The organism is Streptomyces sp. NPDC101166 (assembly GCF_044768125.1).
In the GTDB taxonomy this organism is placed as follows: Bacteria; Actinomycetota; Actinomycetes; order Streptomycetales; family Streptomycetaceae; genus Streptomyces.
On record NZ_JBIWPF010000008.1, the window covers coordinates 162,282 to 188,146 of the forward strand.

Sequence of the window (25,865 nt, forward strand, 5' to 3'; positions counted from 1 at the left end):
CGCCCCCGGCAAGGGGGCGGGCGCTCGGTTCGTCCACCAGTCCCACGGGGGTCGTCATGCCCGAGTTGCCCGAGGTCGAGGTCGTCCGGCGCGGCCTGGAGCGGTGGGTCGCCCACCGGACCGTCGCCGCGGTCGAGGTGCTGCATCCGCGCGCCGTACGCCGGCACGCGGCCGGGGCCGACGACTTCGCGCACCGGCTCAAGGGCCACCGCGTCGGCGTCCCCAGCCGGCGCGGCAAGTATCTGTGGCTCCCGCTGGAGGACACCGACCAGGCGATCCTCGCGCACCTCGGGATGAGCGGACAGCTGCTGGTGCAGCCGCAGGGGTCGCCCGACGAGAAGCACCTGCGCATCCGCGTCCGCTTCGCCGACGCCCTGGCCACCGAACTGCGCTTCGTCGACCAGCGCACCTTCGGCGGCCTGTCCCTGCACGACACCGCCGCCGACGGTCTGCCCGACGTCATCGCGCACATCGCCCGCGACCCCCTCGACCCGCTGTTCGACGACGCGGCCTTCCATCAGGCGCTCCGGCGCAAGCGGACCACGATCAAGCGGGCCCTGCTCGACCAGACCCTGATCAGCGGCGTCGGCAACATCTACGCGGACGAGGCCCTGTGGCGCTCCCGTCTCCACTACGAGCGGCCGACCGCGTCCCTCACCCGTCCCCGCACCGCCGAGCTCCTCGGCCACGTCCGGGACGTGATGAACGCGGCCCTGGCCGTCGGCGGCACCAGCTTCGACAGCCTGTACGTCAACGTCAACGGTGAGTCCGGCTACTTCGACCGGTCGCTGGACGCCTACGGCCGCGAGGGCCTGCCGTGCAAGCGGTGCGGCACGCCGATGCGCCGACGGCCCTGGATGAACCGGTCCAGCTACTACTGCCCGAAGTGTCAGCGGCCGCCGCGCGTCTCGTCGTAGCGCGTGCGGGCCGCGAGGACGTCGTCCATCCGCCCTTCCACCAGGTGGATCAGGCCCAGGAGCCGTTCGGCGACGTCATGGCCGAGGGGGGTCAGCTCGTAGTCGACGCGGGGCGGGTTGGTCGGCTGGGCCTCGCGGTGCACCAGGCCGTCGCGCTCCAGCGCGTGCAGGGTCTGGGACAGCATCTTCTCGCTCACGCCGTCCACGCGGCGGCGCAGCGCGTTGAACCTGAGGGAGCCCTCGTGCAGGGCCCCCAGCGTGAGCGCGCCCCAGCGGCCCGTGACGTGCTCCAGCGTGCCCCGCGAGGGGCAGGCCTTGGCGAACACGTCGTAGGGGAGCTCCTGCTCCGGGATGGCGTCCATTCCTTCAGGGTACGCGAACGCAGCGCTGACCGACAGGTTGCGCTAACCATCGGTTAGCGCCCTGCCGGTGCTCCTAGTAGCCGAAGTCCTGCGTCCACCAGGGGCCGCCCGAGCCGAAGTGGACGCCGACGCCCAGGGTCTTGAAGTCGCAGTTCAGGATGTTGGCGCGGTGTCCGGGGCTGTTCATCCAGGCCTGCATGACCGCCGCCGCGTCGGCCTGGCCGCGGGCTATGTTCTCGCCGCCGAGGTCGGTGATGCCGGCCTTCGCGGCCCGGTCCCAGGGGCTCGCGCCGCTCGGGTCGGTGTGGTCGAAGAAGTTCCGGGCGGCCATGTCCACGCTGAAGGCCTGCGCGAGGGAGGTCAGGGAGCTGTTCGCGGCGACGGGACTGCAGCCGACCTTCGAGCGCTCCTCGTTGACGAGCTTCAGCACCTCCGCCGCGGCCTGGGCCTCCGAGGACACCGCGACCGCGGCGCTGCTGCGGCCGGGCGACTTCGACGCCGTCTTCGACGGAGCCGCCTTGCGCGACTTCTTCGGCGGCGTGGCCGTCGGCTTCTCGGTGGTGGGCGACGCGCTCGGCGACGTCGTCGAGGCCGACGGGCTGGGCGAGGCAGGCGTCGAGGCGGGGGCCGAAGCCGAGGCCGACGGCGCGCCGGTCCGGCCCGCGTCCCGGCTGGTCGACGACTGGCCGCGCTCGGCGCCGGGGTCGGCGGAGCCGGACGTGCCGCCGAACTCCGAGGCGGAGTTGGCCGGCGGCTCGGCGGCCGTCACTCTGTCCGAGGGGCCACCGCCCCCGCCCAGCTTGTAGCCGTCGAGGCCGGGCACGACGCCGGACGCCACCGCGACCGTGCCGAGGGCGACGGCCGCGGACACCCCGAGCAGGCCCGTCTTGACCGGTGTCACGGCCTTGCGCTTGCGGCGCCGGCCCGTCCCGCCCCGGCCCGGACCGCTCGACCCGGAACCGCTGGGGCTGAAGCCGTCCGCTGTGAGGACCGCGGTGTCGTCGGCGGACCGGGCGTGCTCGTCGTCCGTCGCGTACAGGTAGTCGTGGCTCCTGGCGGCCGAGTCGGCGTACGCCTCCGGGTTCAGGTACGGCGCGATGCCCATGGTGGGGGCATCGGCGTGACGGTCCTGCGCGCCACGGCCGGCGGCGGCGCGTCGGTGGCGTCCCATGTCCTGGCCTTCCTCAATCCGAACGGTGTCCCTCGGTCGACCCGCGCCGGGCGGCGCATGACGTCACTGACTCCATACGGTCAACCTGACTCACTCGATCGAGTGAGTTTCATATGAGATTCATTGGGTGGGGACGGTACCGCACGGCGCCGGGGGCGGAAGCGTTCCGAGGGACTTCGCCCGGTTAGATGGCATCCATGAGCGAGGATGTACGGATGGTGGCCTGGGTGCGCGGACACGTCCAGGGTGTGGGTTTCCGCTGGTTCACGCGGGCCAAGGCGCTGGAGATCGGCGGCCTGAGTGGCTTTGCTCTCAATTTGGCCGACGGGCGGGTCCAGGTCGTCGGCGAGGGCACTCGTGAGGCCTGTCAGGGGTTGCTGGAGTGGCTTCTGAGTGACGACACGCCCGGGCGCGTGGACGGAGTCACAGAGATATGGGACACACCCCGCGGCGGCTACGACGGCTTCGCCATCCGCTGACCGAAGACGCGCTCCGGCGGGACGCGGCCGCGCGGGGAAGGTCGGCCCGCAGCCGCCTGAAGCGAAAAGAAGCAGGTGGTTGCCAAGAACCGCTTGCCGTGGAAGGCTCCGCACGCAAAGATGATCGCCACGCCCTGAGGGCCCGCGGGAGTCGCAGCGCCGCCGTTTCCGGCCGCGCGCCCCACGGATGCCCGCCGATACGGGGCGTGATCGTGTTGACCGTCAAACTTTTTGGTGAGACGCTGAAAGCACCCCGCGCACCTAGCTGTTTGGCATGGATGAACGGCAGCACGAACAAGATCCGGTCAACACCGCGGGTGCGAATCCCTCACGACCCACCACCGCTTCGGTCGGTCACTCAGTGTGGAGGACCATCCATCATGGCAAAGGCGCTTCTCGGTTACGTCGGCGGCTCCGACCCGCGACTCCTCGCCGAGATGCGACGGCTCCAGCAGCGCGTCCAGGACCTGGAAAACGAGCTCGGACGAATCCAGGCCGAGAACGACGCTCTGACGGCTGCCGCTTCTCACGACAGGTTCATGGAGAGCATCGACGCACACCAGGCGGAGCCTGCGCTCACCTGATCGCTGCACCGCTCCACGACAGCAGGCGCAGCGACGGGGAGGCATATTCCCATCGCGTCGGACCGCTAAAGTTGTCAGAAGTAGCAAGGGACGCTTCGGCGTCCCTTCTTTCTTCCCCCGATCCCCCGGCTCGCCCCAAGCGTCCCGACCCGCCTGTCGGCCCTCGCGCATCCTTCACACTCTTCAACGAAGGGTCTGCCCTGCGCGTTCAAGGGTGAAACCGCGGGTTCACGGAGTGGGACATGTCGGGAAGGTAGAGTCCAGCGCCGTGCACCTCAAGGCCCTGACCCTGCGGGGGTTCAAGTCGTTCGCCTCGGCGACCACGCTCCGGTTCGAGCCGGGCATCACGTGCGTCGTAGGGCCGAACGGCTCGGGCAAGTCCAACGTCGTGGACGCGCTCAGCTGGGTCATGGGCGAGCAGGGCGCCAAGTCGCTGCGCGGCGGCAAGATGGAGGACGTCATCTTCGCCGGCACCACCGGCCGCCCGCCGCTGGGCCGCGCCGAGGTGTCCCTGACCATCGACAACTCCGACGGCGCCCTGCCCATCGAGTACGCCGAGGTCACCATCACGCGGATCATGTTCCGCAACGGCGGCAGCGAGTACCAGATCAACGGCGACACCTGCCGCCTCCTCGACATCCAGGACCTGCTGTCCGACTCCGGCATCGGCCGGGAGATGCACGTCATCGTCGGCCAGGGCCAGCTCGACTCCGTCCTGCACGCCGATCCCATGGGCCGCCGCGCCTTCATCGAGGAGGCGGCGGGCGTCCTCAAGCACCGCAAGCGCAAGGAGAAGGCGCTCAGGAAACTGGACGCGATGCAGGCCAACCTCGCGCGCGTGCAGGACCTGACCGACGAACTGCGCCGCCAGCTCAAGCCGCTGGGCCGGCAGGCCGCCGTCGCCCGCCGGGCCGCCGTGATCCAGGCCGACCTGCGCGACGCCCGGCTGCGCCTGCTCGCCGACGACCTGGTGCGGCTGGAGGAGGCACTCCGGGCCGAGGTCGCCGACGAGGCCGCGCTGAAGGAACGCAAGGACGGCGCCGAGCAGGAGCTGAGGAGGGCGCTTCAGCGCGAGGCACTCCTGGAGGACCAGGTGCGCCGGCTCACGCCACGCCTTCAGCGAGCCCAGCAGACCTGGTACGAACTCTCCCAGCTCGCCGAGCGTGTCCGCGGCACGATCTCGCTCGCCGACGCGCGCGTGAAGAGCGCCACCTCCGCGCCCCCCGAGGAACGGCGTGGCCGCGACCCCGAGGACCTGGAGCGTGAGGCCGCCCGGGTGCGCGAGCAGGAGGCCGAGCTGGAAGCCGCACTGGAGGCGGCTCAGCGGGCGCTCGACGACACCGTCGCCCACCGCGCCGACCTGGAGCGCGAGCTCGCCGTGGAGGAACGGCGGCTGAAGGACGCCGCCCGTGCGATCGCCGACCGCCGCGAGGGCCTCGCCCGGCTGCACGGCCAGGTCAACGCGGCCCGCTCGCGCGCCGCCTCCGCCCAGGCCGAGATCGACCGCCTGGCCGCCGCCCGGGACGAGGCCCGGGAACGGGCCGTCGCCGCCGAGGAGGAGTACGAGGCGCTGAAGGCCGAGGTCGACGGCCTCGACGCCGACGACGCCGAACTCGCCGAGCGGCACGAGGAGGCCAAGCGGCGGCTCGCCGAGGCGGAGGCCGCGCTGACCGGCGCCCGCGAGGCGGCCACCGCCGCCGAGCGCGAGCGGGCCGCGACCCGGGCCCGCCACGAGGCCCTGGCGCTGGGCCTGCGCCGCAAGGACGGGACGGGCGCGCTGCTGGCGGCGAAGGACCGCCTCGGCGGGCTGCTCGGCCCCGCCCCGGAACTCCTCACCGTCACCCCCGGCCACGAGGTCCCCCTCGCCGCGGCCCTCGGCGCCGCCGCGGACGCCCTCGCCGTCACCACCCCGTCCGCTGCGGCCGACGCCATCCGCCTCCTGCGTAAACAGGACGCGGGCCGAGCGGCCCTGCTCCTGACGGGAGCACCGGAGGAACCGGCCACCGCCCCCGTCACCGGCGCGTCCGCACACACGGCGTCGCCGCCCGCGCCGACCCTGGGCACGGACGGGGAGCACTCCACCGGTGTCGACCGCGGACCCGGAGTCCCCCCGGACGCCGTCTTCGAAGCGGCGTCGGCTCCGACCGCTCCCGTGAGCCGGGCCGCCGGACACCCCGCGGCAGCGGCCCCCGCGCGGCCGGACCCCGGCGCTCCCCCCTTCGCCGCAGGCCTGGTCAAGGCTCCCCTCGAACTTCTGCCCGCCGTGCGGCGGCTCCTGCGGGGGATCGTCGTCGTGGAGACGCTGGAGGACGCCGAGGAGTTGGTGTACGCGCGGCCGGACCTCACCGCCGTCACCGCCGAAGGCGACCTCCTGGGGGCGCACTTCGCGCACGGCGGGTCGGCGGGCGCGCCCAGTCTGCTGGAGGTGCAGGCCTCCGTGGACGAGGCCGCCGCCGAGCTGGAGGAACTGGCGGTGCGGTGCGAGGAGTTGACCGAGGCGCAAACCGCGGCCGGTGAACGGCGCGAGGCGTGTGCGGCCCTCGTCGAGGAGGCGGGGGAGCGGCGGCGGGCCGCCGAGCGGGAGAAGTCGGGCGTGGCCCAGCAGCTCGGGCGGCTCGCGGGACAGGCGCGGGGCGCGGCGGGGGAGGCCGAGCGGTCCGCCGCTGCGGCCGCCCGGGCCCAGGAGTCGCTGGACCGGGCCGTGGAGGAGGCCGAGGAGCTGGCCGAGCGGCTGGCCGTGGCCGAGGAGATGCCGGGGGAGGAGGAGCCGGACACCCACGTGCGGGACCGGCTCGCCGCCGACGGGGCCAACGCCCGGCAGACCGAGATGGAGGCGCGGCTCCAGGTCCGTACGCATGAGGAGCGGGTCAAGGGGCTGGCCGGGCGGGCCGATTCACTGGACCGGGCGGCCCGAGCCGAGAGGGAGGCACGCGCGCGTGCCGAGCAGCGGCGGGCGCGGCTGCGGCACGAGGCCGCCGTCGCGGAGGCCGTCGCCTCCGGCGCCCGCCAACTGCTCGCGCACGTCGAGGTGTCGGTGCGCCGGGCGGACGGAGAGCGGGTCGCTGCGGAGTCCGCCAAGGCGCACAGCGAGCGGGAACTGGCCGCCGCCCGCACCGCCGGACGTGATCTCAAGGCGGAACTCGACAAGTTGACGGATTCAGTCCACCGAGGCGAGGTACTAGGAGCGGAGAAGAGGCTGCGGATCGAGCAGCTGGAGAACAAGGCGCTGGAGGAGTTCGGTGTCGAACCGGCAGGGCTGGTGTCCGAGTACGGGCCGGACCAACTGGTGCCGCCCTCGCCCCCCGCCGACGGCGAGCAGCTGCCGGAGGACCCCGAGCACCCGCGCAACCGGCCCCGGCCGTTCGCCCGGGCGGAGCAGGAGAGGCGGCTGAAGGCCGCGGAACGGGCGTACCAGCAGCTCGGAAAGGTGAACCCGCTGGCCCTGGAGGAGTTCGCCGCGCTGGAGGAGCGTCACCAGTTCCTCAGCGAGCAGCTGGAGGACCTGAAGAAGACCCGTGCCGACCTGCTCCAGGTGGTGAAGGAGGTCGACGAACGGGTCGAACAGGTCTTCACCGAGGCGTTCCGCGACACCGCCCGCGAGTTCGAGGGCGTGTTCAGCCGGCTGTTCCCCGGTGGCGAGGGGCGGCTGATCCTGACCGACCCCGACGACATGCTCACCACGGGAGTGGATGTGGAGGCGCGGCCGCCGGGCAAGAAGGTCAAGCGGCTGTCGCTGCTGTCCGGCGGGGAGCGGTCGCTGACGGCCGTCGCCATGCTGGTGTCGATCTTCAAGGCCCGGCCGAGCCCGTTCTACGTCATGGACGAGGTCGAGGCGGCGCTGGACGACACCAACCTGCAGCGGCTGATCCGCATCATGCAGGAGCTCCAGGAGTCCTCGCAGCTGATCGTGATCACGCACCAGAAGCGCACGATGGAGGTCGCCGACGCGCTCTACGGCGTCTCGATGCAGGGCGACGGCGTGTCGAAGGTGATCTCCCAGCGGCTCCGCTAGCTGCGGGCCCCGGTTACCCCCGAACCTCACTTTCAAGTGTTGAACACATGCTCTTCACGTGTGCCTCTTTTCTCACACGTGTACGGGCCTTGACTTCGAAACTTGAAGGCATAGTCTCGGCAACGTTGTTTTTACCTTCAGGTACCGCCTACCTCGAAGGGCTGACCCCACACCGGCAGCGTTGCCGGTGGCCCGAGGAGTTGAACGTGACCAGCACAGCGCAGGCACCCAAGTCAGGAGCCTCAACGGCTCACCCCGATCATCTCGGGCACGTCATCTTCATCGCCGCGGCGGCCGCCATGGGCGGCTTCCTCTTCGGCTACGACAGCTCCGTGATCAACGGCGCGGTCGAAGCCATCCGTGGCCGTTACGACATCGGCTCCGCCGCCCTGGCCCAGGTCATCGCCGTCGCCCTGATCGGCTGCGCCATCGGCGCCGCGACCGCGGGCCGGATAGCCGACCGCATCGGCCGCATCCGCTGCATGCAGATCGCCGCCGCGCTGTTCACCGTGAGCGCCGTCGGCTCGGCACTGCCCTTCTCCCTGTGGGACCTCGCCTTCTGGCGCGTCATCGGCGGCTTCGCCATCGGCATGGCCTCCGTCATCGGCCCGGCCTACATCGCCGAGGTCGCCCCGCCCGCCTACCGCGGCCGCCTCGGCTCCTTCCAGCAGGCCGCGATCGTCGTCGGCATCGCCGTGTCCCAGCTGGTCAACTGGGGTCTGCTGAACGCCGCCGACGGCGACCAGCGCGGGAAGCTGATGGGCCTGGAGGCCTGGCAGGTCATGCTCGGCGTCATGGTCGTCCCGGCCGTCCTGTACGGGCTGCTCTCCTTCGCCATCCCCGAGTCGCCGCGCTTCCTCATCTCCGTCGGCCGACGTGAGCGCGCCCGCGAGATCCTTGAGGAGGTCGAGGGCAAGGACGTCGACTTCGACGCCCGGATCGCCGAGATCGAGCACGCCATGAAGAGCGAGCACAAGTCCAGCTTCCGGGACCTGCTCGGCGGCTCCTTCTTCTTCAAGCCGATCGTCTGGATCGGCATCGGCCTGTCGGTCTTCCAGCAGTTCGTCGGCATCAACGTCGCGTTCTACTACTCCTCGACGCTGTGGCAGTCGGTCGGCGTCGACCCGGCGGACTCGTTCTTCTACTCCTTCACGACGTCGATCATCAACATCGTCGGCACCGTGATCGCCATGATCTTCGTGGACCGCGTCGGCCGTAAGCCGCTCGCCCTCGTCGGATCCGTCGGCATGGTGATCGGCCTCGCGCTGGAGGCCTGGGCCTTCTCCTACGACCTGGTCGACGGCAAGCTCCCGGCCACGCAGGGCTGGATCGCCCTGATCGCCGCCCACGTGTTCGTCCTCTTCTTCGCCCTGTCCTGGGGTGTCGTCGTCTGGGTCTTCCTCGGCGAGATGTTCCCCAACCGGATCCGCGCCGCCGCCCTCGGCGTCGCCGCCTCCGCGCAGTGGATCGCCAACTGGGCCATCACGGCGAGCTTCCCGTCCCTGGCCGACTGGAACCTGTCCCTCACCTACGTGATCTACGCGGCCTTCGCCGCCCTCTCCATCCCCTTCGTCCTCAAGTACGTCAACGAGACGAAGGGCAAGTCCCTGGAAGAGATGGGCTGACCCGACCCGGGGAGCAGGGCCACCACCCCGCCGCCCTCCTCCCCACCCACCGCCGCCCCCGCCCGGCCCACAGCCGGACGGGGGCGGCGGTATCGCACGACGGGGCGCGTCACCGGACCACGGCCCGGGTCAGCCGTCCAGGGCCGGAAGGGCGCGCTCGGCGAACAGGCGCAGGCTCCGCCAGCCCTCCTCCAGGGGCATCCCGCCGACCAGTGGATGGAGGACGAGGTTGTCCAGCCCCTCCGCCGCGCACTGCTCCGGGGTCAGGACGCGGTAGACGCCCTCCGCGCGCAGCTCCTCCACCGACGTGGCCCGCGAGCGCACCGCCGAGCGGATGTCCGCCGACTGCCAGGAGGCGTAGGTGCGGGCCTCGTGCAGGAAGTGCTCGCCGTACTGCGCCCACACCCGGTCCGGGTCCTCGGAGATGTGCAGCAGCGGGGTCTGCGCCCCCGGCATCATCACCCAGCCCTGCGTGCCGTACTCCGCCAGCCGTTCCTTGTAGTACGCCTCCAGCTCCGGCAGATACGCGCTGGGGAAGAACGGCAGCCCGAGCCGGGCGGCCCGGCGGGCGGCGGCCCGCGAGGAACCCCCCACCAGCAGCAGGGGGTGCGGCTCGGAAGCGGGGCGCGGGGTGACCCGTACCGTACGGCCCCGGTACGCGAACTCCTCGCCGGTCCACGCCTGCAGCAGCGTCCGCAGCACCTCGTCCTGGAGCCGCCCGCGCCGCGCCCACTCCACCCCGGCCCGCGCGTACTCCTCGGGCCGGTACCCGATCCCGGCCACCGTGACCAGCCGGCCGCCGCTCAGCAGATCCAGCACCGCGATGTCCTCCGCCAGCCGCAGCGGGTCGTGCAACGGGCCGATCACCGCGGACACCGTGACCGCGAGCCGCCGGGTCGCCCCGAGGACCGCGCCCGCGAAGACGAACGGAGACGGCAGCCAGTTGTTCTCGACACCGTGGTGCTCCTCGGTCTGGACCGTGGTGATCCCGTGCTCGTCGGCGTACGAGGCCATCTCCAGGGCCGCCCGGTAGCGCGCGCCGAGCTCGGCGGGGCGGGCGCCGGGAGCGACGAGGTTGAAACGGACGACGGTCACGGGCATGGCAGGGCCCCCTTCGGTCGTGGAGGGCAGGACGCTAGCTGACGATCCGTCAGGTAACCAGAGGCGGGCGGCGCCGCGTTCGGACGCGTCGGCGGCCGACCCGGCGGCGAGGGGTCGCGCATACTGGACGCGTTATGGACATCGTCATCCTTGCTGTAGTCATCGCCGTGGTCGTGCTCGGCGCGCTCGGCGGGCTGGTCGTCGGCAGCCGGCGCAAGAAGCCGCTGCCCCCGCCGCCCCCCGCCGCGCCCGACATCACGGCGCCTCCGGCCGAGCCGCACGTCGGCGACGAGGCCGAGACGCCGCGCGACGAACCGCGCCGCACCATCGAGGAGGTGGACCTCCCGGGCGGCGGCGCTCCCACCGCCGTCGAGGAGCCTCCCGTCGTCGAGGCTCCCGCGATCGAGATCCCGGAGCCCACCGAGGGGCGGCTCGTCCGCCTCCGCGCCCGTCTGTCCCGCTCCCAGACCGCCCTCGGCAAGGGGCTGCTCACGCTGCTCTCGCGCGAGCACCTCGACGAGGACACCTGGGAGGAGATCGAGGACACGCTGCTCACCGCCGACGTCGGCGTGCAGCCCACCCAGGAACTCGTCGAGCGGCTGCGCGAGCGGGTCAAGGTGCTCGGCACCCGCACTCCCGAGGAGCTGCGCGGCCTGCTGCGCGACGAGCTGCTCAAGCTGGTCGGCACCGAGGTCGACCGCACCGTGAAGACCGAGCCCGAGGACCGCAAGCCCGGCATCGTGATGGTCGTCGGCGTCAACGGCACCGGCAAGACCACCACCACCGGCAAGCTCGCGCGCGTGCTCGTCGCGGACGGCCGTACGGTCGTCCTGGGCGCCGCCGACACCTTCCGGGCCGCCGCCGCCGACCAGCTCCAGACCTGGGGCGAGCGCGTCGGCGCCCACACCGTGCGCGGGCCGGAGGCGGGCGATCCCGCCTCGGTCGCCTTCGACGCGGTCAAGGAGGGCAAGGAGATGGGGGTCGACGTCGTCCTCATCGACACCGCCGGGCGGCTGCACACCAAGACCGGGCTCATGGACGAGCTCGGCAAGGTCAAGCGCGTCGTCGAGAAGCACGCCCCGCTCGACGAGGTGCTCCTGGTCCTCGACGCCACCACCGGTCAGAACGGCCTCGTCCAGGCGCGGGTCTTCGCCGAGGTCGTCGACATCACCGGCATCGTGCTGACCAAGCTCGACGGCACGGCCAAGGGCGGCATCGTGGTCGCGGTCCAGCGCGAGCTGGGCGTGCCGGTCAAGCTGATCGGGCTCGGCGAGGGCGCGGACGACCTGGCGCCGTTCGAACCGGAGGCGTTCGTCGACGCGCTCATCGGGGACTGACCCCACCCACTCCGCGAGGAAGCGCCCGCCCCCGATCCAGTGGGAGCGGGCGCTTCGCCGTGTTCGGCCGGGGGAGTGCCCGTGCCGGGAGAGCCGGCGTGAGGAGCGCAGGGGGCACCGGCGTCGGGGGCGCCGGCGTGAGGAGCGCCGGGAGCACCGGCGGCAGGAGCGGGGGCCCGTCGTGTGCGCCGGGGCCCTACGCGCGGGAGCGGTGTGCCACGTACGCCAGGGTGCCGAGCAGCAGCCGGGCCTCGGGCGGCCGGGTCGCCGAGTCCAGCGCGGGCGGGCGCAGCCAGCGCACGGGGCCGAGGCCGGCTCGGTCGGAGGGCGGCGCCGTGATGTGCGCACCCGGGCCGAGGCCGCGCAGGTCCAGGGAGTCCGGCGCGTCCCAGCCCATGCGGTACAGCAGACGGGGCAGCTCGGCGGCGGCCCCGGGAGCGACCAGGAACTGGGCGCGGGCCTCGGGGGTGGCGGTCACCGGGCCGAGGGGGAGGCCCATGCGTTCGAGGCGGACCAGGGCGTGCCGTCCGGCCGGCTCGGCCACCTCGACCACGTCGAAGGCCTCCCCGACGGGCAGCATCACCGAGGCGCCCGGATACTCCGCCCACGCGCGTGTGACGTCGTCGAGGGTGGCGCCGGCCGGGACGCGGGGCGCGAGGGGAAGGGGATGCGCGCCCGGCGCGTGGCATTCGGGGCGGCCGCACGAGCACAGACCGCCGGCGGCGCGCGCCCCCGGCACGACGTCCCAGCCCCACAGTCCGGTGAACTCCGCGACGGCGGTGCACTCGGACGAGCGACCGCGCCTGCGCGCGCCGGAGCGGATCTCGCGAATGCCGCCGATCGTGAAGCCCATGCCCCCTCCAACGGGTCCGGCGCAGCGGTGGTTACGCAGCGGACGCACGCCGTGACTCTGTGTGCGTTCGCCTTCCCGGCCCAGCCGTTTTCAGGCGGCGTCCGGAAGCGCTCAGGGTGGTGCGCACTACCGCGCGCGCCCCTGAGTGCACCGTTCCGCCCACCTCTGGCCGTCCTATGTCAAGTGAATCGCCAACGCGCCACCGTGAGTTCATTCGAAGGGGTGGCGAATGGTGGCGTTTCTGGAACCGCCGTGGTCGGCGCGTGATCGTGGGATTACTTTGAGTGTGCGAGACCCAGGGGCACATGCCTCTGTGGGTATGCCGGGGGCAAGTCGGCCAACCGTTCGAAGGGTGAGAACCGCCGGACGGCGGACCCCGTTCACCGGCATTCTGATAGGGCTTGGCGCAGCGAAGCGACAAGTGGTCTCAGGGATGGGGGCGTTCCAGTGAGCGGCAACAGCGGTAGGGGGACGAGCGCTGGGAGCGCTGCGCCCACCGACAAGCGCGCCAACGAGCTGCTCACGTCCTGGTTCGTGCGCAGCGGCTGGTCCAAGGGCGAACTGGCCCGCCAGGTCAACCGCCGGGCCCGCCAGCTGGGCGCCAACCACATCTCCACGGACACCTCGCGCGTGCGCCGCTGGCTGGACGGCGAGAACCCCCGCGAACCCATCCCCAAGATCCTCTCCGAGCTGTTCACCGAGCGGTTCGGCTGCGTCGTCTCCGTCGAGGACCTCGGTCTGCGCACCGCGCGGCAGGCGCCCGCCGCCACCGGTGTCGACCTGCCCTGGACGGGCCCGCAGACAGTGGCCCTCCTCAGCGAGTTCTCGCGCAGCGACCTGATGCTGGCGCGGCGCGGCTTCCTCGGAACATCGCTGGCCCTGTCCGCGGGCCCGACCCTCATCGAGCCCATGCAGCGCTGGCTCGTCCCCTCGCCGCCCGTCCCGCCGGACGAGGCGCCCCTCCCGACCAGCCGCGCGCGCGGCCGGCTCTCCCGGCCCGAACTGGACCTGCTGGAGTCCACCACGGTGATGTTCCGGCAGTGGGACGCCCAGTGCGGCGGCGGACTGCGCCGCAAGGCCGTCGTCGGACAGCTGCACGAGGTGACGGACCTCCTCCAGGAGCCCCAGCCCGAGGCCACCGCCCGCAGGCTCTTCAAGGTCGCCGCCGAACTGGCCGAGCTGGCCGGCTGGATGAGCTACGACGTCGGACTCCAGCCCACCGCGCAGAAGTACTTCGTCCTCGCCCTGCACGCAGCCAAGGAGGCCGGCGACCGGCCGCTCGGCTCCTACATCCTGTCCAGCATGAGCCGCCAGATGATCCACCTGGGGCGGCCCGAGGACGCCCTGGAGCTGATCCACCTCGCCCAGTACGGCAGCCGGGACTGCGCCGGCCCGCGCACCCAGTCCATGCTGTATGCGATGGAGGCCCGCGCCTACGCCAACATGGGCCAGCCCGGCCGGTGCAAACGGGCGGTCCGGATGGCCGAGGACACCTTCGCCGACGCCGGCGAGTGGGACGAGCCCGACCCCGACTGGATCCGCTTCTTCTCCGAGGCCGAACTGCACGGCGAGAACTCCCACTCCTACCGCGACCTGGCCTACGTCGCCGGCCGCAGCCCCACCTACGCCTCACTCGCCGAACCCCTGATGCAGCGGGCCGTCGACCTCTTCGCCAAGGACGACGACCACCAGCGGTCCTATGTGCTGAACCTCATCGGCATGGCCACCGTCCATCTGCTGCGCCGCGAGCCCGGACAGAGCGCGGTGCTGGCCGCGCAGGCCATGAAGGAGGCCAAGAAGGTCCGCTCCGAGCGGGTGAACACCCGTATCCGAAAGACCGTGGACTGCGCGGTCCGCGACTTCGGGGACCTCACCGAGGTCGTCGACCTCACCGACCGGCTCGCCGTCGAGCTGCCGGAGGCCGCCGAAGCGGTCTGACCGCCGACGCGACCGCCATGAACCCCGGCCGCGGCCGGCCTTCCCGAACCGCCCGACTCGGCTCCCCCATGCCAGGTCATCGGAAGGCCGACCGCGGCCGGTCCTCTTCCTCCCCCGGCGACCCCCGGCGTCGTCCGGGTGAAGGTTGCGCCACGATAACGATCGGCTCGGGCGACATCAGCGAGTTCATCGACGCGTAACACGCACAGTGCCTTCGTCACGGCGGCGAAACAACGAGGGGCCTCCACCGAAACCGCGCTGCGTCAATCTCGTGGCCCATAAGCGGCCCACCCCTCATTCCGCTCAGGCTTCGCCCGCACGGGGCCGTACCTACGACGAGGAGACGCCGATGGCATCAGCCATCACGCTTGCGGCGGACGCACCCACGCTGTCGTCCGCGAACACAGGCTTCATGCTCATCTGTTCCGCCCTGGTAATGCTCATGACGCCGGGCCTGGCCTTCTTCTACGGAGGCATGGTCCGCGTCAAGAGCACCCTGAACATGCTGATGATGAGCTTCATCAGCCTCGGGATCGTCACGATCCTGTGGGTGCTGTACGGCTTCTCCCTCGCCTTCGGCACCGACTCCGGCAGCCTCATCGGCTGGAACTCGGACTGGGTCGGCCTCAGCAACATCGGCCTGACCGAGCTGTGGGACGGCTACACCATCCCGGTCTTCGTCTTCCTCGTCTTCCAGCTGATGTTCGCCGTCATCACCCCGGCCCTGATCAGCGGCGCCCTCGCCGACCGCGTCAAGTTCTCCGCCTGGGCGCTGTTCGTCGCCCTGTGGGCCACGGTCGTGTACTTCCCCGTCGCGCACTGGGTCTGGGGCGCCGGCGGCTGGGCCTTCGAGCTCGGCGTCATCGACTTCGCCGGCGGCACGGCCGTCCACATCAACGCCGGCGCCGCGGCTCTCGGCGTGATTCTGGTCATCGGCAAGCGCGTCGGCTTCAAGAAGGACCCGATGCGCCCGCACAGCCTCCCGCTGGTCATGCTCGGCGCCGGTCTGCTGTGGTTCGGCTGGTTCGGCTTCAACGCCGGCTCCTGGCTCGGCAACGACGACGGTGTGGGCGCGCTGATGTTCGTCAACACCCAGGTCGCCACCGCAGCCGCCATGCTGGCCTGGCTGATCTACGAGAAGATCCGCCACGGCGCGTTCACCACCCTCGGCGCCGCCTCCGGCGCGGTCGCCGGCCTGGTCGCCATCACCCCCGCGGGCGGCGCGGTCTCCCCGCTCGGCGCGATCGCCGTCGGCGCCATCGCCGGCGTCCTGTGCGCCATGGCCGTCGGCCTGAAGTACAAGTTCGGCTACGACGACTCCCTCGACGTCGTCGGCGTCCACCTGGTCGGCGGTGTCCTCGGCTCCCTGCTGATCGGCTTCTTCGCCAGCGGCAAGGGCCAGTCCGACGTCAAGGGCCTCTTCTACGGCGGCGGCCTCGACCAGTTCTGGAAGCAGTGCGCCGGCGTCTTCGCCGTCCTCGCCTACTCCCTGATCGCCTCCGCGATCCTCGCCTTCCTCCTGGACAAGACCATCGGCATGCGGGTCCCCGAGGACGACGAGGTCGCCGGCATCGACCAGGCCGAGCACGCGGAGACCGCATACGACTTCAGCGGAGCCGGCGGCGGCGCCGCCCGCTCGACCGCCCTCCCGGCCCCCGTGCCCGACACCGCCAAGAAGGTGGACGCATGAAGCTCATCACCGCCGTCGTCAAGCCCCACCGCCTCGACGAGATCAAGGAAGCCCTCCAGGCCTTCGGCGTGCACGGTCTGACGGTCACCGAGGCCAGCGGCTACGGTCGTCAGCGGGGCCACACCGAGGTCTACCGCGGCGCCGAGTACACGGTGGACCTGGTCCCCAAGATCCGCATCGAGGTGCTGGCCGAGGACGACGACGCCGAGCAGTTGATCGACGTCGTGGTCAAGGCGGCCCGCACCGGCAAGATCGGCGACGGCAAGGTCTGGTCCCTCCCGGTCGAGACGGCCGTACGGGTCCGCACCGGCGAGCGCGGCCCGGACGCGCTCTGACGGCAGCACAGAACAGGAGCCCCTGGGTGACGAGTACGGACGTGCGGAAAGAAGCAGAGGACTCGGGACCCAGCGGCTACGCGGCGGCCCGGCTGCGCCTCCTCACCGAGGAGACGCGGTCCGGGCCGCCGCGCCGTAAGGCCCTGTCCGAACTGACCGACGACTGGCTCGCGGGACTGTTCACCGCGGCCGCCGGCACGACCGAGGGCGTCTCCCTGGTCGCCGTCGGCGGTTACGGCCGGGGCGAACTGTCCCCGCGCAGCGACCTCGACCTCCTCCTGCTGCACGAGGGCGGCGACCCCGCGGAGATCGCCGGACTCGCCGACCGTCTCTGGTACCCCGTGTGGGACCTCGGCCTCGCCCTCGACCACTCGGTGCGCAGCCCCGCCGAGGCCCGCAAGACCGCCGGCGAGGATCTGAAGGTCCACCTCGGCCTCCTGGACGCCCGCCACCTCGCCGGCGATCCGGCGCTGACGGCCGCACTGCGCACCACGGCCCTCGCCGACTGGCGCAACCAGGCGCCCAAACGCCTGCCCCAGCTCCAGGAGCTCTGCGCCGAGCGCGCCGACCGCCAGGGCGAACTCCAGTACCTCCTGGAGCCGGACCTGAAGGAGGCCCGCGGCGGCCTCAGGGACGCCACCGCCCTGCGCGCCGTCGCCGCGTCCTGGCTAGCCGACGCGCCCCGCGAGGGCCTCGACGACGCCCGCCGCAGGCTCCTCGACGTCCGCGACGCCCTCCACCTGACCACCGGCCGCGCCACCGACCGCCTCTCCCTCCAGGAACAGGACCAGGTCGCCGCCGAACTGGGCCTCCTGGACGCCGACACCCTCCTGCGCCAGGTCTACGAGGCCGCCCGCGTCATCTCGTACGCCAGCGACGTCACCTGGCGCGAAGTGGGGCGCGTGCTCCGGTCGCGCGCCGTGCGGCCCAGGCTGCGCGCCATGTTGGGCGGCGGCAAGCCCGTCGCCGAACGCTCCCCGCTCGCCGAAGGCGTCGTCGAACAGGACGGCGAGGTGGTGCTCGCCCGCGCCGCACGCCCCGAACGCGACCCCGTGCTCCCGCTGCGCGCCGCTGCCGCCGCCGCCCAGGCCGGCCTCCCGCTCTCCCTCCACGCCGTACGCCGCCTCGCCGCCACCGTGCGTCCCCTGCCCACGCCCTGGCCCGCCGAGGCACGCGAGCAACTGGTCACCCTGCTCGGCTCCGGCCGCCCCACCGTCGACGTCTGGGAGGCACTGGAGGCCGCCGGCCTGATCACCCGGCTGCTGCCCGACTGGGAGCGGGTGCGCTGCCGGCCGCAGCGCAACGCCGTGCACCTGTGGACCGTCGACCGGCACCTCATCGAGACCGCCGTACGCGCATCCGAGTTCACCCGCCGCGTCAGCCGGCCCGACCTCCTCCTGGTGGCCGCGCTGCTGCACGACATCGGCAAGGGCTGGCCCGGCGACCACTCCGTGGCCGGCGAGACCATCGCCAGGGACGTCGCCGTCCGCATCGGCTTCGACCACGGGGACGCCGCCGTCCTCGCCACCCTCGTCCGCCACCACCTGCTGCTCGTCGAGACGGCCACCCGGCGCGACCTGGAGGACCCGGCCACCGTCCACTCGGTCGCCGAAGCCGTCGGCTCACCCGGCACACTCGAACTGCTGCACGCCCTGACCGAGGCCGACGCCCTCGCCACCGGCCCGGCCGCCTGGTCCTCCTGGCGCGGCTCGCTCGTCGCCGACCTGGTCAAACGCGTCGCCGCCGTCCTCGCCGGGGACGAACCCGAGGAGCCGGCCGCCGCCGCGCCCACCGCCGAGCAGGAGCGCCTCGCCATCGAGGCGGCCGCCACCGGCAGTCCGGTCCTCTCGCTGCGCGCCCAGACAGAACCGCCCGCCGACCCGGCGGCCGGACAGGCCTCCGGCGACCCCGAACCGCTCGGCGTGGAGCTCATCGTCGCCGTACCCGACCAGCCCCGCGTGCTCCCGGCGGTCGCCGGCGTCCTCGCCATGCACCGGCTGACCGTGCGCACCGCCGAACTGCGCGCCCACGACCTGCCCTCCGGCGTGGACGGCACCGTCCTGCTGCTCAACTGGCGGGTCGCCGCCGAGTACGGCTCGCTGCCCCAGGCGGCCCGGCTGCGCGCCGACCTGGTCCGCGCGCTGGACGGCTCCCTGGACATCGCGGGCCGGCTCGCCGAGCGGGACGCCGCCTACCCCAGGCGCCGGGGCACGGTCGCGCCCCCCGCGCGCGTGACGGTCGCCCCCGCGGCCTCCCGCCACGCCACGGTCATCGAGGTCCGCGCCCAGGACGCCCCGGGACTGCTGCTGCGGATCGGACGGGCGCTCGAGGACGCGGCGGTACGGGTGCGGAGCATGCACGTGAGCACGCTCGGCGCCAACGCCGTCGACGCCTTCTACGTCACGGACGACACGGGCGCGCCCCTGCCGCCCGGCGAGGCCACGGCCGTCGCACGGAAACTGGAGGAGACGCTCAGGGCGTGACCGCACGCCCTGGCCGGACCGCGTCAGCAGGCCGTCCCCGTCCGCCGGACGCGGCGGGCGGGGACGATTCGCTTGCGCGGCCCGATACTCTGGAAGACGCTCACACTGCCCCCGACACCGAGGACCGACGTCGCCGTGTTCGATACCCTCTCCGACCGCCTCAGCGCGACATTCAAGAATCTCCGCGGCAAGGGGCGCTTGAGCGAGGCGGACATCGACGCCACCGCGCGCGAGATCCGCATCGCGCTCCTCGAAGCGGACGTGGCCCTGCCCGTCGTGCGGACGTTCATCAAGAACGTCAAGGAGCGCTGTCTGGGGGTCGAGGTCTCCAAGGCCCTCAACCCCGGCCAGCAGGTCCTCAAGATCGTCAACGACGAGTTGATCACGATCCTCGGCGGCGAGACCCGGCGGCTGCGCTTCGCCAAGCAGCCCCCCACCGTCATCATGCTGGCCGGTCTCCAGGGCGCCGGTAAGACCACCCTCGCGGGCAAGCTGGGCCGCTGGCTGAAGGAGCAGGGCCATTCGCCGCTGCTGGTCGCCTGCGACCTCCAGCGCCCCAACGCCGTCAACCAGCTGAGCGTCGTCGCCGAGCGCGCCGGTGTCGCCGTCTACGCCCCGCAGCCGGGCAACGGCGTCGGCGACCCGGTCCAGGTCGCCAAGGACTCCATCGACTTCGCGAAGTCCCGGGTGCACGACATCGTGATCGTGGACACCGCCGGACGCCTCGGCATCGACGCCGAGATGATGCAGCAGGCCGCCGACATCCGCGACGCGGTCAGCCCCGACGAGATCCTCTTCGTCGTCGACGCCATGATCGGTCAGGACGCCGTCAACACCGCCGAGGCGTTCCGCGACGGCGTCGGCTTCGACGGCGTGGTGCTCTCCAAGCTCGACGGCGACGCCCGCGGCGGCGCCGCCCTGTCGATCCGGCAGATCACCGGCAAGCCGATCATGTTCGCGTCGAACGGTGAGAAGCTCGACGACTTCGACCAGTTCCACCCGGACCGGATGGCGTCCCGCATCCTCGACATGGGTGACCTGCTCACCCTGATCGAGCAGGCGGAGAAGACCTTCAGCCAGGAAGAGGCCGCCAAGATGGCCTCCAAGCTGGCGTCCAAGAAGGGTCAGGAGTTCACGCTCGACGACTTCCTGGCCCAGATGGAGCAGGTCAGGAAGATGGGGTCGATCTCCAAGCTCCTCGGCATGCTCCCGGGCATGGGGCAGATCAAGGACCAGATCAACAACCTCGACGAGCGGGACGTGGACCGCACGGCGGCGATCATCAAGTCGATGACCCCCGCCGAGCGCCAGGACCCCACGATCATCAACGGCTCCCGCCGCGCCCGGATCGCCAAGGGCTCCGGTGTCGACGTCAGCGCGGTGAAGGGTCTGGTCGAGCGGTTCTTCGAGGCCCGCAAGATGATGTCCCGCATGGCCCAGGGCGGCGGCATGCCCGGGATGCCGGGGATGCCGGGCATGGGCGGCGGCCCCGGCCGCACCAAGAAGCAGCCGAAGAAGGCCAAGGGCAAGCAGCGCTCCGGCAACCCCATGAAGCGCAAGCAGCAGGAGCAGGAGGACGCGGCGCGCAGGGCGGCCGGCGCGCAGGGCGGCGCCTTCGGCCTGCCGGGCCAGCAGGGCGGCCAGGACTTCGAGTTGCCGGACGAGTTCAAGAAGTTCATGGGCTGAAGTCCGTCGGTGTCGCACGTCGGGCGTGCGTGACACCGCGAGGAACTCACGACGCAGAGGGCGTCCTTCCGCACGGGAGGGCGCCCTCAGCGCGTGCCGCCGTCCGCTGTGTGCCGTAACGTCCAGATATGAGCGATGCCGCGCCGCCGCGCCGGACCCCTGACCAGCCGTGGCGCTCCGAGGGCACTCCGGACGAGCCGCCGGCGAGGTCCGGCGGCCGCAGGATGCGCGGGCGCTGGTGGGGCCTGGCCGTCACCGCCGTGATCGTCTTCCTGCTGGCCTACATCGGGCTCAACTACCTCGACCGGGGCGACGAGCCCACGATCGCCTACACGGAGTTCAGCAAGCAGGTCGACGAGGGCAACGTCGACAAGATCTACTCCAAGGGCGACGCGATCGAGGGCCAGCTCAAGAAGGCCCGGGACGATCCCGACGGCGGCGGCCAGTACACCCGGTTCCGTACCCAGCGGCCGGCCTTCGCCGACGACGACCTCTGGCAGAACCTGGACCGGCGGGACGTCACGGTGACCGCGCGGCCGGTGGTGCAGCAGCGCGGTCTGCTGTCCAACCTGCTGATCTCGCTGGTGCCGATCGTGGTCCTGGTCGCCGTGTGGATCTTCGTCGCCCGGCGTTTCGGCGGCGGACTGGGCGGTGCGGGAGGCGTCCTCGGGCGCAAGACCCCGCCCAAGCCGGTCGAACTGCGCGCCGGCACCCAGCGCACCACCTTCGCCGACGTGGCCGGCATCGACGAGGTCAAGGGCGAACTCGACGACGTGGTCGACTTCCTGGAACACCCGGACGCCTACCGCAGGATGGGCGCCAAGATGCCGCGCGGCGTGCTGCTGGCGGGATCGCCCGGCACCGGCAAGACCCTGCTGGCGCGGGCGGTGGCCGGTGAGGCCGGGGTGCCCTTCTTCTCGGCCTCCGCCTCGGAGTTCATCGAGATGATCGTCGGCGTCGGCGCGTCCCGGGTGCGCGAGCTGTTCGCCGAGGCGCGCAAGGTGGCGCCGTCGATCATCTTCATCGACGAGATCGACACCATCGGGCGGGTGCGCGGCGGGGGCGCCTCGGTGAGCGGCCACGACGAGCGCGAGCAGACCCTGAACCAGATCCTCACCGAGATGGACGGCTTCTCCGGCTCGGAGGGCGTCATCGTCATCGCCGCGACCAACCGCGCGGACATCCTGGACCCGGCCCTGACCCGGCCCGGCCGCTTCGACCGGGTGGTCAGCGTCTCCCCGCCGGACCGCGGCGGGCGGGAGTCGATCCTGCGCATCCACACCCGGGGGATCCCGCTCGCCGGCGACGTGGACCTCGCCCAGGTGGCGCGCACGACCCCGGGCATGACGGGCGCGGATCTGGCCAATCTCGCCAACGAGGCCGCTCTGCTCGCGGTCAAGCGCAAGCAGGACCGGGTGACCTCGGCGGATCTGTCGGAGGCGCTGGAGAAGGTGCAGCTGGGAGCCGAGCGCACGCTCGTCATGCCCGAGGAGGACCGCCGCAGGACCGCCTACCACGAGAGCGGGCACGCGCTTCTCGGCATGCTCCAGCCCGGCGCCGACCCCGTCCGCAAGGTCACCATCGTGCCGCGCGGCCGGGCGCTCGGGGTGACGATGTCGACCCCCGAGGTGGAGCGGTACGCGCTCTCCGAGGAGTACCTGCGCGGCCGCATCATCGGCGCCCTGGGCGGGATGGCGGCCGAGCAGGTGATCTACGGGGTGGTCACGACGGGAGCGGAGAACGACCTCGAACAGGTCACGAACATCGCGCGGGGCATGGTCGCCCGGTGGGGCATGAGCGAGCGTGTGGGCCGCCTCTCCGCCCTCCCCAGCGACGCCCAGCAGGCCTACGGGCTCGCCGCCGCGCCGCGCACCCTCGATGTGATCGACGACGAGATGCGGCGCGTCGTGGAGGACTGCTACGAGGAGGCCATCCGCAAACTCCGCGACCACCGAAGGCAGTTGGACGCGCTGGCCGAGGCACTGCTGGAGCACGAGACGCTGGAGGAGGCGGACGCCTACCGCATCGCGGGGATCACCCGGCTGACGAAGGGCGAGGCGTGAGCCCGGCCTTGGGCCTCACGGGCCCGTGAGCCCGCCGACGGCACCCTTCAGGGCGTCCGCGCGATCAGATACCGGAAGACGTTCGGCATCCACACCGTGCCGTCCGCCCGCCGGTACGGGTGCAGCGCCTCGGTGATCTCCTTGTCGACCTGCGCCTGGTCCGTCGCCGAGATCGCCGCGTCGAACAGGCCTGTCGACAGCAGGCCCTTGAGGGCGCTGTCCACGCTCGCGTAGCCGAACGGGCAGGCCACGCGCCCGGATCCGTCCGGCTTCAGCCCGGCGCGCTGGGCGACCTCCTCCAGGTCGTCCCGCAGGGCGGGACGCCAACTGCCCGTGGACCGCAGCGGTTCGGTCAGTTTGGTGGCCACCCGCAGCACCGTGGACGTGGCGCAGCGCTCCGGCGGACCCCAGCCGACGAGCACGACGGGTGCGCCGCGCCGGGCGAGCGGAGCGGCGTCAGCGAGCAGCTCGCCGAGCCCCTCGGAGTCGCCGGCGAGGCAGCCGATGGGCTCGAAGGCGGTCACGATGTCGTACGGAGTCGTCCGCGCGCCGGCCGGGTCCGGTGAGCCGTGGGCGGGGTCCTCGCCGGCGTCCACGCGCGTGCCGTCCCCGAGGTCCCGCAGCGTGCCGTCGACGAGGCGGACGGCGTCCCGCGCGTGTGCGTCCCAGGTCCGCGGGGCCAGCCGCCGTCGGGCGAGGGCCAGCCGCTCCGGGAAGGACGACTCGACGCCCGTGACGCGGGCGCCCGCGGAGGCGGCCGTCAGCAGGGCCAGCCCGGAGCCGCAGCCCAGGGCCAGCAGCCGCGTGCCCGGCCCCACGTCCAGCCGCTCGTAGACGGCCTCGTGGAGCGGAACCAGCATCCGCTCCTGGATCTCGGACCAGTCACGCGCGCGTGCGGCCAGGTCCGCGCGGGGCGCCGGCCCCGCTTGAGGCCGGTGCTGGCGCACGAGCGTAGGTGTCATGGAAAAGCGCCCCAATCCGCCGAGAGTCTGCCGCTGATCGTTCAGGTGGCCCCTCAAGGGGGCCTTGCACTCTCCGTATGCCAGGTAACTCCGCACTCGGTTCCGCGTCCAGGGGTCGCGGGGCCCGGCTTGCCGTCCGTGCGCGGGTGTGGCCGGATTTCACTTTCCGGTAACCCGGGCCCGTACCATCGCGCCATGGCGAAGGCACCCGGCCGCGCGCCGGGCCGCCCTGGCCGGCGGGCATGAGGTGGGGGCCGCCGGGAACACGCTGACCGGACGGCGTCCGGCCACGGGGGCGGGGCGGTGCCGGAGTGCGGGGCGGGGCCCGGTAACGTCGCCCTCGCCGGGTACGCCGACCGGGGCGTCGCGCCACGGCGGGGGAGCGGCCGGAACGCCTCTTGCGGCCCCGGGGAGTCGAGTCGACCGGCGCGCGAACGGAGCGCGGACATCGTCTACGCGCCGGGGCGTATCGCGGACTACGTACCACCTTGATACGGCCTGCGAGGCTTCTCCGCAGATCAGCGCACCCGCCCTCGTCAGGACGCATCAGAGGCAACTGACGGGTACGTGCAAATTATTTGGGATGGCCCGGAATAGGAACACAGCGGCACCCACGCTCGTTGTCATTACGTGAGCACGACACAGACACCACCTGTTCTCGCCGCAGAGCTGGCACAGGCGTGGGCCGACATTCAGCGGTACCACCCCGAGCTGCCGGACCTTGCCGCGCCAGAGTCCCTGATCGGGGAGTCGTCGTCCGCCTGCGGTCACGAGCTCTCCTTCGAGCGGCTGCTGCACGAGGCGGTCCACGGGATCGCCGCATCGCGCGGCGTCCGTGACACCTCCCGGGCCGGCCGCTACCACAACCGCCGATTCCTCGCGATCGCCGAGGAGCTGGGCCTGGACCACCCCGAGGAGCCGCACCCCAGCAGCGGCTTCTCGCTGGTCACGCTCAACCCCGAGGCCAAGCGGCGCTACCGGCCGACCATCGAGCGCCTCCAGCGGGCCCTCAAGGCGCACCTGGCGGCCACCACCGCCGACACCACCCGCGCCTTCCGCGGCCCGGCCGCCCGGCACGGCTCCTCCGGCGGCGGTGTGCGCGTCAAGGCGGTCTGCGACTGCGGCCGCAACGTCCGCGTCGTGCCGTCGGTCCTGGCCCAGGCCCCGATCGTCTGCGGCGGCTGCGGCAAGCCGTTCCGCATCCCGGAAATCATGGGCGCGGCGTAACCGGGAGGCACCGGCATCTCGTGGCTGCCGGTCCCCGGACGACTCGCCCACCGCGACACCGCCCCCGCACCGCCCGAAACCGGCGCGGGGGCGGAATCAGCCATGCAGCCCGGGGGCCCGAGCCCCCGCCCGAAAGCGACCCGCGGGGTGTGGCACAATGGCTAGCTGTACTCGACAGCCGCACAGGACCCCTCTCTCCTCCGGCTGACGCGTCCGTCGGGCACTCGGGTACCGCAACCCCACGCGGCATTCTCGCCGTGCCCAACCACGTCAAATCCAGGAGAACCCACTCCCGTGGCAGTCAAGATCAAGCTGAAGCGTCTGGGCAAGATCCGTTCGCCTCACTACCGCATCGTCGTCGCCGACTCCCGCACCCGCCGTGACGGCCGTGCGATCGAGGAGATCGGCAAGTACCACCCGACGTACAACCCGTCGGTCATCGAGGTCGACGCGGACCGCGTGGCGTACTGGCTGGGTGTCGGCGCGCAGCCGACCGAGCCCGTCCTCGCCATCCTGAAGAAGACCGGCGACTGGCAGAAGTTCAAGGGCGAGCCCGCCCCGGCTCCGCTGCTGACCGCCGAGCCGAAGAAGGCGCGTCCGTCGTTCGAGGCCCTCGGTGGCGACGACACGGGCAAGGGTGAGGCGATCACCCAGAAGAAGAAGGCCGAGAAGAAGGACGAGGCCGCCGCCGAGTCCTCCGAGTCGACCGAGGCCTGAGCAGCATGCTCGAAGAGGCGCTTGAGCACCTCGTGAAGGGCATCGTCGACAACCCTGACGATGTGCAGGTCGCCTCGCGCGACCTGCGTCGCGGGCGTGTGCTGGAGGTCCGGGTCCACCCCGACGACCTCGGCAAGGTGATCGGCCGCAACGGCCGCACCGCACGCGCCTTGCGCACCGTCGTGGGCGCCATCGGCGGCCGCGGCGTCCGCGTCGACCTCGTCGACGTGGACCACGTCCGCTGACGCATCAGCAGCACCGGCTCGGGCCGGGGAGGGCCACTGGGCCGTCCCCGGCCCGCAGTCGTCACGACAGGAGATCTT

General features: G+C 72.2%; 20 protein-coding genes. 15 read left to right on the forward strand and 5 right to left on the reverse strand.

All coding sequences use genetic code 11. From position 1 onward, the window contains the following. The first annotated feature begins 56 nt into the window (after positions 1 to 56). Entirely contained in the window at positions 57 to 917 is an 861-nt protein-coding gene (mutM, locus tag ACIRS4_RS16715) for a bifunctional DNA-formamidopyrimidine glycosylase/DNA-(apurinic or apyrimidinic site) lyase (protein ID WP_404195826.1), read from the forward strand. Here mutM and ACIRS4_RS16720 read toward each other — a convergent pair. After that, positions 890 to 1,279, reverse strand: a complete 390-nt coding sequence (locus tag ACIRS4_RS16720) for a winged helix-turn-helix transcriptional regulator (RefSeq protein ID WP_404195829.1) — start codon at positions 1,277 to 1,279, stop codon at positions 890 to 892. The genes mutM and ACIRS4_RS16720 overlap by 28 nt on opposite strands. A 73-nt stretch (positions 1,280 to 1,352) precedes the next feature. Continuing rightward, positions 1,353 to 2,450 carry a CAP domain-containing protein gene (locus ACIRS4_RS16725; RefSeq protein ID WP_404195832.1) on the reverse strand — a complete coding sequence of 366 codons (1,098 nt, stop codon included), beginning with the start codon at positions 2,448 to 2,450 and terminating at the stop codon, positions 1,353 to 1,355. A 197-nt stretch (positions 2,451 to 2,647) separates the two neighbouring features. Here ACIRS4_RS16725 and ACIRS4_RS16730 point away from each other — a divergent pair, with 197 nt between their 5' ends. The 4 genes from ACIRS4_RS16730 (at position 2,648) to ACIRS4_RS16745 (ending at position 9,150) form a co-directional block, all read left to right on the forward strand. Further along, entirely contained in the window at positions 2,648 to 2,929 is a 282-nt protein-coding gene (locus ACIRS4_RS16730) for an acylphosphatase (protein WP_404195835.1), read from the forward strand. Between the two features lie 380 nt (positions 2,930 to 3,309). Next, complete coding sequence (locus ACIRS4_RS16735) at positions 3,310 to 3,513, forward strand: hypothetical protein (RefSeq protein WP_073491170.1); 204 nt, start codon at positions 3,310 to 3,312, stop codon at positions 3,511 to 3,513. A 268-nt stretch (positions 3,514 to 3,781) separates the two neighbouring features. Continuing rightward, the gene (locus ACIRS4_RS16740) at positions 3,782 to 7,525 is read left to right on the forward strand and encodes an AAA family ATPase (RefSeq protein WP_404195838.1); all 3,744 of its coding nucleotides are present in this window, start codon (positions 3,782 to 3,784) and stop codon (positions 7,523 to 7,525) included. Between the two features lie 206 nt (positions 7,526 to 7,731). Then, positions 7,732 to 9,150: a sugar porter family MFS transporter gene (locus tag ACIRS4_RS16745; protein WP_404195841.1), complete on the forward strand. Its 1,419-nt coding sequence runs from the start codon at positions 7,732 to 7,734 to the stop codon at positions 9,148 to 9,150. A 129-nt stretch (positions 9,151 to 9,279) separates the two neighbouring features. Here the strand turns inward: ACIRS4_RS16745 and ACIRS4_RS16750 are convergent, their stop codons facing one another. After that, on the reverse strand, positions 9,280 to 10,251 hold the full coding sequence (locus ACIRS4_RS16750) for an LLM class flavin-dependent oxidoreductase (RefSeq protein WP_404195843.1): 972 nt from the start codon (positions 10,249 to 10,251) through the stop codon (positions 9,280 to 9,282). 134 nt (positions 10,252 to 10,385) lie between these two features. On the opposite strand from ACIRS4_RS16750, the gene ftsY reads away from it, so the two are divergent. Then, on the forward strand, positions 10,386 to 11,588 hold the full coding sequence (gene ftsY / locus ACIRS4_RS16755; protein ID WP_404195846.1) for a signal recognition particle-docking protein FtsY: 1,203 nt from the start codon (positions 10,386 to 10,388) through the stop codon (positions 11,586 to 11,588). 196 nt (positions 11,589 to 11,784) lie between these two features. Here ftsY and ACIRS4_RS16760 read toward each other — a convergent pair whose 3' ends face one another. Then, a complete protein-coding gene (locus ACIRS4_RS16760) occupies positions 11,785 to 12,441 on the reverse strand; it encodes a bifunctional DNA primase/polymerase (protein WP_404195849.1) in 657 nt (218 codons plus the stop codon). 447 nt (positions 12,442 to 12,888) lie between these two features. Between ACIRS4_RS16760 and ACIRS4_RS16765 the strand changes: the two genes are divergently transcribed. The 6 genes from ACIRS4_RS16765 (at position 12,889) to ftsH (ending at position 22,636) form a co-directional block, all read left to right on the forward strand. Then, positions 12,889 to 14,379 carry a hypothetical protein gene (locus ACIRS4_RS16765; RefSeq protein WP_404195852.1) on the forward strand — a complete coding sequence of 497 codons (1,491 nt, stop codon included), beginning with the start codon at positions 12,889 to 12,891 and terminating at the stop codon, positions 14,377 to 14,379. Between the two features lie 349 nt (positions 14,380 to 14,728). After that, positions 14,729 to 16,069 carry an ammonium transporter gene (locus ACIRS4_RS16770; RefSeq protein ID WP_404195855.1) on the forward strand — a complete coding sequence of 447 codons (1,341 nt, stop codon included), beginning with the start codon at positions 14,729 to 14,731 and terminating at the stop codon, positions 16,067 to 16,069. Next, positions 16,066 to 16,404: a P-II family nitrogen regulator gene (locus ACIRS4_RS16775; RefSeq protein ID WP_009190863.1), complete on the forward strand. Its 339-nt coding sequence runs from the start codon at positions 16,066 to 16,068 to the stop codon at positions 16,402 to 16,404. Before ACIRS4_RS16770 ends, ACIRS4_RS16775 begins: the two co-directional genes overlap by 4 nt. 26 nt (positions 16,405 to 16,430) lie before the next feature. After that, positions 16,431 to 18,887: a [protein-PII] uridylyltransferase gene (locus ACIRS4_RS16780; RefSeq protein WP_404195857.1), complete on the forward strand. Its 2,457-nt coding sequence runs from the start codon at positions 16,431 to 16,433 to the stop codon at positions 18,885 to 18,887. Positions 18,888 to 19,022: 135 nt separating this feature from the next. Then, complete coding sequence (gene ffh / locus ACIRS4_RS16785) at positions 19,023 to 20,573, forward strand: signal recognition particle protein (RefSeq protein WP_404195860.1); 1,551 nt, start codon at positions 19,023 to 19,025, stop codon at positions 20,571 to 20,573. A 128-nt stretch (positions 20,574 to 20,701) separates the two neighbouring features. Next, positions 20,702 to 22,636 carry an ATP-dependent zinc metalloprotease FtsH gene (gene ftsH, locus ACIRS4_RS16790; RefSeq protein WP_404195863.1) on the forward strand — a complete coding sequence of 645 codons (1,935 nt, stop codon included), beginning with the start codon at positions 20,702 to 20,704 and terminating at the stop codon, positions 22,634 to 22,636. Positions 22,637 to 22,683: 47 nt separating this feature from the next. Here ftsH and ACIRS4_RS16795 read toward each other — a convergent pair whose 3' ends face one another. Continuing rightward, complete coding sequence (locus ACIRS4_RS16795) at positions 22,684 to 23,598, reverse strand: SAM-dependent methyltransferase (protein WP_404195866.1); 915 nt, start codon at positions 23,596 to 23,598, stop codon at positions 22,684 to 22,686. A gap of 630 nt (positions 23,599 to 24,228) precedes the next feature. Between ACIRS4_RS16795 and ACIRS4_RS16800 the strand changes: the two genes are divergently transcribed. The 3 genes from ACIRS4_RS16800 to ACIRS4_RS16810 all read left to right on the forward strand — a co-directional run bounded on the left by ACIRS4_RS16800 (position 24,229) and on the right by ACIRS4_RS16810 (position 25,787). Beyond that, the gene (locus ACIRS4_RS16800) at positions 24,229 to 24,825 is read left to right on the forward strand and encodes a hypothetical protein (RefSeq protein WP_404195869.1); all 597 of its coding nucleotides are present in this window, start codon (positions 24,229 to 24,231) and stop codon (positions 24,823 to 24,825) included. Between the two features lie 294 nt (positions 24,826 to 25,119). Beyond that, positions 25,120 to 25,542 (forward strand): 30S ribosomal protein S16, encoded by a 423-nt coding sequence (rpsP, locus tag ACIRS4_RS16805; protein WP_130444691.1) that lies wholly within the window; start codon positions 25,120 to 25,122, stop codon positions 25,540 to 25,542. Positions 25,543 to 25,547: 5 nt separating this feature from the next. Then, a complete protein-coding gene (locus tag ACIRS4_RS16810) occupies positions 25,548 to 25,787 on the forward strand; it encodes an RNA-binding protein (protein WP_005479813.1) in 240 nt (79 codons plus the stop codon). Positions 25,788 to 25,865 lie beyond the last annotated feature (78 nt).

Excerpts from the sequence above, each read along its gene's own strand:
- ACIRS4_RS16810 (WP_005479813.1), top strand. The coding sequence starts at position 25,548 with ATGCTCGAAGAGGCGCTTGAGCACCTCGTGAAGGGCATCGTCGACAAC.
- mutM (WP_404195826.1), top strand. The coding sequence starts at position 57 with ATGCCCGAGTTGCCCGAGGTCGAGGTCGTCCGGCGCGGCCTGGAGCGG.
- ftsY (WP_404195846.1), top strand. The coding sequence starts at position 10,386 with ATGGACATCGTCATCCTTGCTGTAGTCATCGCCGTGGTCGTGCTCGGC.
- ACIRS4_RS16795 (WP_404195866.1), bottom strand. The coding sequence starts at position 23,598 with ATGACACCTACGCTCGTGCGCCAGCACCGGCCTCAAGCGGGGCCGGCG.
- ftsH (WP_404195863.1), top strand. The coding sequence starts at position 20,702 with ATGAGCGATGCCGCGCCGCCGCGCCGGACCCCTGACCAGCCGTGGCGC.
- ACIRS4_RS16770 (WP_404195855.1), top strand. The coding sequence starts at position 14,729 with ATGGCATCAGCCATCACGCTTGCGGCGGACGCACCCACGCTGTCGTCC.
- ACIRS4_RS16775 (WP_009190863.1), top strand. The coding sequence starts at position 16,066 with ATGAAGCTCATCACCGCCGTCGTCAAGCCCCACCGCCTCGACGAGATC.
- ACIRS4_RS16720 (WP_404195829.1), bottom strand. The coding sequence starts at position 1,279 with ATGGACGCCATCCCGGAGCAGGAGCTCCCCTACGACGTGTTCGCCAAG.
- ACIRS4_RS16725 (WP_404195832.1), bottom strand. The coding sequence starts at position 2,450 with ATGGGACGCCACCGACGCGCCGCCGCCGGCCGTGGCGCGCAGGACCGT.
- ACIRS4_RS16750 (WP_404195843.1), bottom strand. The coding sequence starts at position 10,251 with ATGCCCGTGACCGTCGTCCGTTTCAACCTCGTCGCTCCCGGCGCCCGC.
- ACIRS4_RS16760 (WP_404195849.1), bottom strand. The coding sequence starts at position 12,441 with ATGGGCTTCACGATCGGCGGCATTCGCGAGATCCGCTCCGGCGCGCGC.
- ACIRS4_RS16730 (WP_404195835.1), top strand. The coding sequence starts at position 2,648 with ATGAGCGAGGATGTACGGATGGTGGCCTGGGTGCGCGGACACGTCCAG.
- ACIRS4_RS16735 (WP_073491170.1), top strand. The coding sequence starts at position 3,310 with ATGGCAAAGGCGCTTCTCGGTTACGTCGGCGGCTCCGACCCGCGACTC.